Annotated in this window: 6 protein-coding genes and 1 tRNA gene; 5 read left to right on the top strand and 2 right to left on the bottom strand. The window is 58.1% G+C overall.

The window, feature by feature from the left end; all coding sequences use genetic code 11:
• The 3 genes from H1B37_RS33400 to H1B37_RS16385 form a co-directional block, all read left to right on the top strand.
• Positions 1–343, top strand: a 343-nt coding sequence (locus H1B37_RS33400; RefSeq protein ID WP_220498228.1) for a hypothetical protein, incomplete at its 5' end; no start/stop codon positions are given.
• Positions 344–484: 141 nt separating this feature from the next.
• Entirely contained in the window at positions 485–709 is a 225-nt protein-coding gene (locus tag H1B37_RS16390; protein ID WP_182867731.1) for a topoisomerase II, read from the top strand.
• Positions 710–728: 19 nt separating this feature from the next.
• Positions 729–2,387 carry a tyrosine-type recombinase/integrase gene (locus tag H1B37_RS16385; RefSeq protein ID WP_182867730.1) on the top strand — a complete coding sequence of 553 codons (1,659 nt, stop codon included), beginning with the start codon at positions 729–731 and terminating at the stop codon, positions 2,385–2,387.
• 5 nt (positions 2,388–2,392) lie between these two features.
• On the opposite strand, the gene H1B37_RS16380 is transcribed toward H1B37_RS16385, so the two are convergent.
• Positions 2,393–2,466, bottom strand: a tRNA-Arg gene (locus H1B37_RS16380).
• An 873-nt stretch (positions 2,467–3,339) separates the two neighbouring features.
• On the opposite strand from H1B37_RS16380, the gene H1B37_RS16375 reads away from it, so the two are divergent.
• Both H1B37_RS16375 and H1B37_RS16370 read left to right on the top strand, forming a co-directional pair.
• Positions 3,340–3,912, top strand: coding sequence for a hypothetical protein (locus tag H1B37_RS16375; protein WP_182867729.1), 573 nt, complete (start codon positions 3,340–3,342; stop codon positions 3,910–3,912).
• Positions 3,899–5,185: a hypothetical protein gene (locus H1B37_RS16370; RefSeq protein WP_182867728.1), complete on the top strand. Its 1,287-nt coding sequence runs from the start codon at positions 3,899–3,901 to the stop codon at positions 5,183–5,185. The genes H1B37_RS16375 and H1B37_RS16370 overlap by 14 nt, the downstream gene beginning before the upstream one ends.
• 322 nt (positions 5,186–5,507) lie before the next feature.
• Here H1B37_RS16370 and H1B37_RS16365 read toward each other — a convergent pair whose 3' ends face one another.
• Entirely contained in the window at positions 5,508–6,335 is an 828-nt protein-coding gene (locus tag H1B37_RS16365) for a 3-keto-disaccharide hydrolase (protein WP_182867727.1), read from the bottom strand.
• Between the last annotated feature and the right edge of the window lie 19 nt (positions 6,336–6,354).

Raw genomic sequence — 6,354 nt, 5'->3', positions numbered from 1 at the left:
AGTAGGGACCAAGTGTCCAGGTTCAACACATCAGCAACCCAATTCTCGTGATGCCGCACAGCAGGAAGTAATTATTCACATCGCACCAAATAGAGCTAAGCGACCGGCGGCTTGGCAATCGACTGAGTTTTTGCTGATGCTCTTTAGCAACAGTCGCCAAACAACCTTCAATAAACCTCTTTTGTCTCTTTTCAATTGCCTGGTTTTTCATGGGATCAATCAAACCGTTATCCAGGCCTTGTCGAAGCCAACTCTTTGGCAGCTGAGCCAAAACTCGCTGCGAATCGAGCATGGTCGATGTTCTTTGAACCAATTTGGGCAATCGAATCCGGTCTGCTTTTGACCTTGCTTTGATCGCTCTTTAGCGGCGATTGCCTCGCTCTTTTCTGCTTGAAATCAATTCGGTGTGCTTGGGCCGAATTCGAAATCTCGATCGGCTCTGGCGGTTGTCCGATTTCTCTTTTTCCACGGTGCGAGGCGAGCGATGCCGCAGATTGATACGGGCTTGATCCGGTTGGATGAGGCGTACAGCAAGCAAATGGTGCTGCAAAGACTTGGAATCTCACAGAAGTTCTGGGATAAACTGCTCGATGAAGGGCTGCCCTACACGAATATCGGTCACTCACGGTGGGTGACGGGGCGTGCCCTGATCGAACACCTCGTCCGGAACGCAGAGAGGAAACGCGAATGCAACCAACACCAAAACTGAAACCTCAAAGGAGATTGCCATGCCGAGAAGGCCCGAAATTGGCAACATTCAACTCTATCCGGACCGGCCGCTCAAAAAGACCGACCGCAACGGCTTTGTCCTCAAGTTCTATTGCCCGATCCGTGGGACACGTGTCCGCAAAAACTGCGGCACTCGTGATCGACGCGAAGCACGGCGGATCTTGCGGGAATGCCAACAGCGGTTGCTCGATGGGAGCTACGTCGCATCGGGCGGTGCCATCACTGCAGAGCACGAAGTCGACATCAAGCCGGCTCCATTGCAAGCCTCTTTTCCCCAGTCCCATCGAACCGAATCCGATCGCGGTCCGACCTGGGAGGAGTGCTATCAGAAGTACCGCTCGTACAAACTACTGCGGATACGCAAAAAATCGTTCGAGCACTCTGCCTCGCGGCTCAGTGTCGCCGAACGGATCTTTCTGGGATACATGGCTGATCACGGGATCGAAGGCGAAGTGATGGTCCAAGACGTCATGACACTCGACATGCTGGAGTACCTTCAAGAGCGTTTGCTCGAAGGTGACGAGTCTCGGTACGACCATCGGTCACCGAACACGGTCAACAGCTCGATGGGTGCCGTGATGGCGTTTGTGCGGTTTTGCGCCAAACGCGATTGGATCGTCAAAGTGCCTGATCTCGATTCGCTGAGCGTCGATGATGTGATGAAGGGTCGCCCGATCACGGGCGAAGAGTTTGATCGCATGATTGAAGCGACATCGCGAGTGGTCGGCAAGAACGAAGCCCCGTCGTGGCACTTTGCCTTGCGAGTGCTGTGGTACAGCGGGTTTCGGGTGGGTGATTTGATGGATTTTCATTGGGAAGACGAACGCCACATTCGGCCTGTGTGGCCGAGCCGTAGCGGCGTCCACCCAACGATCACTGTCCCCTCCTCCCAGAAAAACGGCAAGCTTCAGGAGATCCCAATGCTGCCGGAATTGGAAGCCTTTTTGTTGGAAGTACCGAAGGCCAAACGCACCGGCTGGATTGTCAATCCGCAGGCGATCACGTCGACGGTGAAACCTGGCTGCAAGTGGTTCCAACCCTCACCGGATGATTTGGTCGCCCTTGTTAAGCAGTACAGCAATCTGTCGATTGCCGAGGTTTGCGGAGTGTCCGAGACGACGGTGCGGAAATGGCTGAAGAAGCAAGGCATTCGGCGGAGCCGAGAGTTCAAAATCGATACGGGATCCATTCCCGAATCTCACGAGATGGAATTGAGAGCTCGGGCGGCTCGCCGCACGGGCACTGCACGACCTCCGCGGAGCGAACGGCTGACGAAGGAGCATGTCGGTCGGGTCATTGCAAAGATCGGGGCGGAGGCCGAAATCATCGTCCGCAACGAGGACGAGCGAACGGGCACGCGAACCAAGTTCGCGAGTGCTCACGACATCAGGCGAGGCTGTGCGCAGCGTCTGATCAATGCCGGCGTCTCTGCAGAGACGCTTAAGGTCGTCATGCGTCACGCCGATTTCGCGACGACGGAGAAGCACTACGGAGCGACGCGATCTGCACAAGCCGCGGCCAACGAAGTGCGAGAGAAACTCGCCCCTGATGCAACTACGGATGCATTAGTGGGGGGACTAATGGGGGGACATAAAAAAACTCCTCAGTTTGATGCTGAGGAGCTTTTGAAGCTAAAAGCTTTGCTTGAAAGGCTTTAAGTTAATACACCCCAGAGGATTCGAACCTCTAACCTTCGGTTCCGTAGACCGATGCTCTATCCAGTTGAGCTAGGGGTGCGGTGGTGAGACGGGGAAGTTTAGCGGACCGAAAATGTTTTGCAAGGCCGGCTCCGCTGAGACTTTTCCGGGCCGTGACAGGTTCGCCCCGCCGCAGCGGAATTTGGCGCCGCGGCCGCGTTCGACTCGGCCAGATGCTTCTTTTCGGTCACTCTGCGGCGTTTCTTCAGCCCGATTTTCTGACGGCGCCGGTTTTGGAGCGGTCCTCTCATCTTTCGAGCGCTGACTTCACCCCTGGCCTGGGTCGTTCGACAAGTCGCAGGTTGGGCGGTTTCACCGGCGTCCGATCGTCGGGAATGGACTGGGGGTGGCCTGATGAAAAGGACGTGGCGTCGAAACCTGGTGAACCGGCAACGATTGAAAATTGCAAATTGAACAGTGCAAATTGCAAAATGATCTGAGCGACGATTCCCGGCAAATTTGAATTTTGCAATGAACAGTTTGCAATTTGCAATCGAGGGATCCAGCCGAATCGTTGAAGGTTCTCGAACCTATCAACGCTGCAAGTTCCATTGATTTTCGCCAGCCCAAGCTGAGGGTGAGGGCCGTCCACTGAACCAGTTGCAGATCGCTGGCCCCTCATCTCCAGCCCTTTTTGCCCCTCAAATTTAGGGGGGGGCATAAGTGAGCCATTTTAGATTCGGTCGCCGCCAATGCCCCGGAAGAGAGGGCGTGGGTGGGGGCAGGAGGGTAGGGGTGGCATTTTGAACACGGCGGTGTCTGGATGGGGTATCATCTCCCCTTGGCGGCTTCACTTCCTGTTGTGAATGATTCGGAATCGGGTGACGCAATGCAAATCCACCACCGGCGGAGTTTTTGGACTGGCACATCAAGCTCTTGCCCAAGGCGGCCCGTCAGGAGGAGACCGGGGGCGGTGAAATGCTCGCTGGTCGCCGCGACGGTGATCGCGGGGCTGCTTGGCACCACCGGGTGCCTGCCGGAGGCGCCGCCGCTGGACGGCATGCTGTCGTTTCGCGAGGCCAACGAGTTGCTGTTCGAGGAACATGCCAACCACGGCGCGATCTACGACATCGATCACGTCTGGGACGGCAAACCGTTCAAGGCCGAGTGGCGGCTGGCTAACTTTCTGAAAAAGAGCGCCCAGCTGCAAATCAAACCGCCGACGGACACCTTCGATGAAGTCGACTTGTGCATGGCGCTGGAAACCGCACTGGCCGACGAATCGTCTAACCCGTGGCACAACGTCGCCGACGACGCGATCCTGCGCGGGTTCCGCCACGCGCTGGCCAACGATGACACTCATCTCGGCTACGCCTTTTGCCCCGACGCCCCCTACGACATCACGGTCAAAGTCAAAAACAACGGGTCGGAATGGTTTTGCGAAGTCCGTGTGCAAAACCTGATCGACCCTAAAAAACTGGAGGAGGCTCAGCAGTACGCCCAAGACCAACTGGACCGACTTGAGAAACAACATGCTAACGATTAAGTGCCCCAAGTGCGCGACGCTGATGAAGTTGCAGCAGCAGGCGGTTGCGGTCAAAGTCAAATGCCCCAAGTGCCAAACGGTGCTGAAGGTCCCCGGGAAAGAAGCGGCCGCGCCGGCAAAATCGCCGGCCGCTACGAAACCTGCGGCCAAGAAACGCGACGCTCAAAAGCCAGCCGCAGCAAAGCCGGCAACCAAGGCGTCTTCGCCCGCGCCGGCTTCGGCAAGGACTTCTTCGGCAAGGACTTCTTCGGCAGGGGCAAAGCAAAAGAAACGCAAGCCGGTGCCGCAGCAGGTCCCCGCGGCCACTCCCGCAGAGTCTCCGTTTGCCGATGAAAACCCGTTCGAAAACCTGCCCACCGGCGGCTTTGACAACGCGACCGCAGCAACCGCCTCACCGGAAGCCGACCCGTTCGCCGCCGATCCACTGGCGGCAGCCCCGGCGGCAGGTGGATTTGATTTCGGCAATCTGGACCTGCCGGGCGGCAGCCCCGCAGCCGGCACAGCGCCAGCCGGTGGTTTTCCCGCCGCCGCACTTCCCGCCGCATCCGAAACGTCGTTTCCGGCCGCCGCAGGCCCCCTCGCGACGACTGCGGCCGCACTGCCGTCGGCCGATCCAGCCGCAAAAGGTAGGGGTGCGGGAACGAAAAAGCCGATCAACAAGAAACTGTTGTGGATCGGTGCCGGATCGGGGGCGGCCGTTGTTGTCCTGGGCTTGGTGATCGGGTTGACGGTGATGGCGGTCAAATCCAAACGCTCACGTCAATCGGCCTCGTCTGCCGATGCGGTCGAAGTCCCGGCGGGTTTTCAAGGCGGAGCGGTCAGTCGGGTTTCGTTTGTCGTCCCCGAAGGCAATGCTGTGGAAAAGCCACCGACATCGATCGAGGCCCAGGTGTTTGAGAGCGCGGCGACGGGCGCCACCTTCCTGGTCGCCGTTGATACCTACGAGTATCTGAATCCCAGCGACATGCAATTGTCGTATCGCGCCGGACGGATGATCATGTCAGATGTCTATGGCGGAGAACGCGTCGAGCGCAGTGGCCACGCCGGCATTAAGGGCAGCAGCAGTGGCGGCATGACGCTGACCGACATGACCGTGGAGTACTACTTGGTCGGCGACCAAGTCATCTTGCTCGGCTGCGGCATGCCGAAGGTGGAATGGTCCGAAGCGGAGTTGGAGGAGGGACGGCCGCCGGAACCGAGTGATGAGGAGAAGGCGAAACAGGAAGCGTTTGAAGCGGAGATGGAAACGTTCTTTGATTCGGTGCGGATTTAGTGGGAGGGGAGGAATGGCAGAATGATTCGGGGCAGAATGATGGGGGCTGGAGGATGGGGGCAAGACGATGGGAGACAAATTTCGAATGAGAGCGTAGCGCCAGCAAGTGGTTTTTTGGTGTGTTGCTCTCTCGCTTGCGCTTCGGGCTTGTATTCCGTCTCGCCTTCATCTTCGGGTATCGCGTAGTGGACGACGCGAGGAGTCCTTGCAGATCGCTAGCCGAATGGACTCGTCGCCTCGTCCACTACCCGCAAATCAAGCTGCGGTGGAACACTAGAACTGTGACGGGAGGAAACTCTTGGCGAATTCAGCAGCGAGCACCTTATTCGTCCAGGATCATCAGTTCGACCGAGCGGAAGTCGCAGGGGTGGCTTTCCGATTGCAGGGAGATCGTGCCTTGGTCGAGCAGGTTTCCGCCTTGCTTGTCGGCCAGCATGGCGGCGTGTTCGTCGCGGTCGTCCAATTGCGGCTGGGTGTACTCGAGCACGGTTTCGCCGTCGATGATGTGGCGGACGAGTTCCGAGCCGCGGACTTCGACTTCGGCGGTCACCCATTGCTCGCCGTGATAGGTTTCGGAGCTGGACGAGGTGCAGTGGGGCAAGAACAGTTTGCCGTTCATGACGACGTTGGTGCCGGGGGTGCACAGGTTCAATGTCGTGCGTTCGTCTTTGCCGTTGCCGCCCAACAGCTGGACTTCGATCGAGGTGGGGAAATCCTGGTCGATGGTCATCATCTTGGGGTCTTCACCGTGCAGCATCAGGCCGCTGTTTCGCGTCGCCCAGCCCGGTCCGCCTTTGACCTGGTCGCCGACGAATCGATAGACGACGCGCAAGCGGTAGTGGGAGAACGGCTTGTTGTAAAACAGGTGCCCGAACCGTTCGTCAAAGCTGGGGTAGGCCGATTCGTCGTAGCGGACTTTCAACAGGCCGTCTTCGACTCGGAACGTGTTGCCATAGTTTTCGCCGACCGCGTGGTGACGAATTTTGGGCGTCCAACCGTCGAGGTTTTTTCCGTTGAACAGCTGGATCCACTCGGACTTTCCGACGTCCTTCGCCGCGGCGGGTTCGTCGCCGCAGACACGGTTTTGGAGGGGCGTCAGGCAGAGGCAGAGGAGGGCGAGGGAGGAACGAGTGAGCAGGCGAATTTTCATGGTGTCAGGCCGGAGGCAA

The sequence above is a fragment of the Stieleria mannarensis genome, from assembly GCF_014154935.1.
Lineage (GTDB): Bacteria > Planctomycetota > Planctomycetia > Pirellulales > Pirellulaceae > Stieleria > Stieleria mannarensis.
Note: the sequence above shows the minus strand (reverse complement) of the source record. Positions and strands in the feature narration are given on the sequence as shown.

Coding starts and splice junctions, on each gene's coding strand:
- H1B37_RS16390 (WP_182867731.1), top strand. CDS start 485: ATGCCGCAGATTGATACGGGCTTGATCCGGTTGGATGAGGCGTACAGC.
- H1B37_RS16385 (WP_182867730.1), top strand. CDS start 729: ATGCCGAGAAGGCCCGAAATTGGCAACATTCAACTCTATCCGGACCGG.
- H1B37_RS16370 (WP_182867728.1), top strand. CDS start 3,899: ATGCTAACGATTAAGTGCCCCAAGTGCGCGACGCTGATGAAGTTGCAG.
- H1B37_RS16365 (WP_182867727.1), bottom strand. CDS start 6,335: ATGAAAATTCGCCTGCTCACTCGTTCCTCCCTCGCCCTCCTCTGCCTC.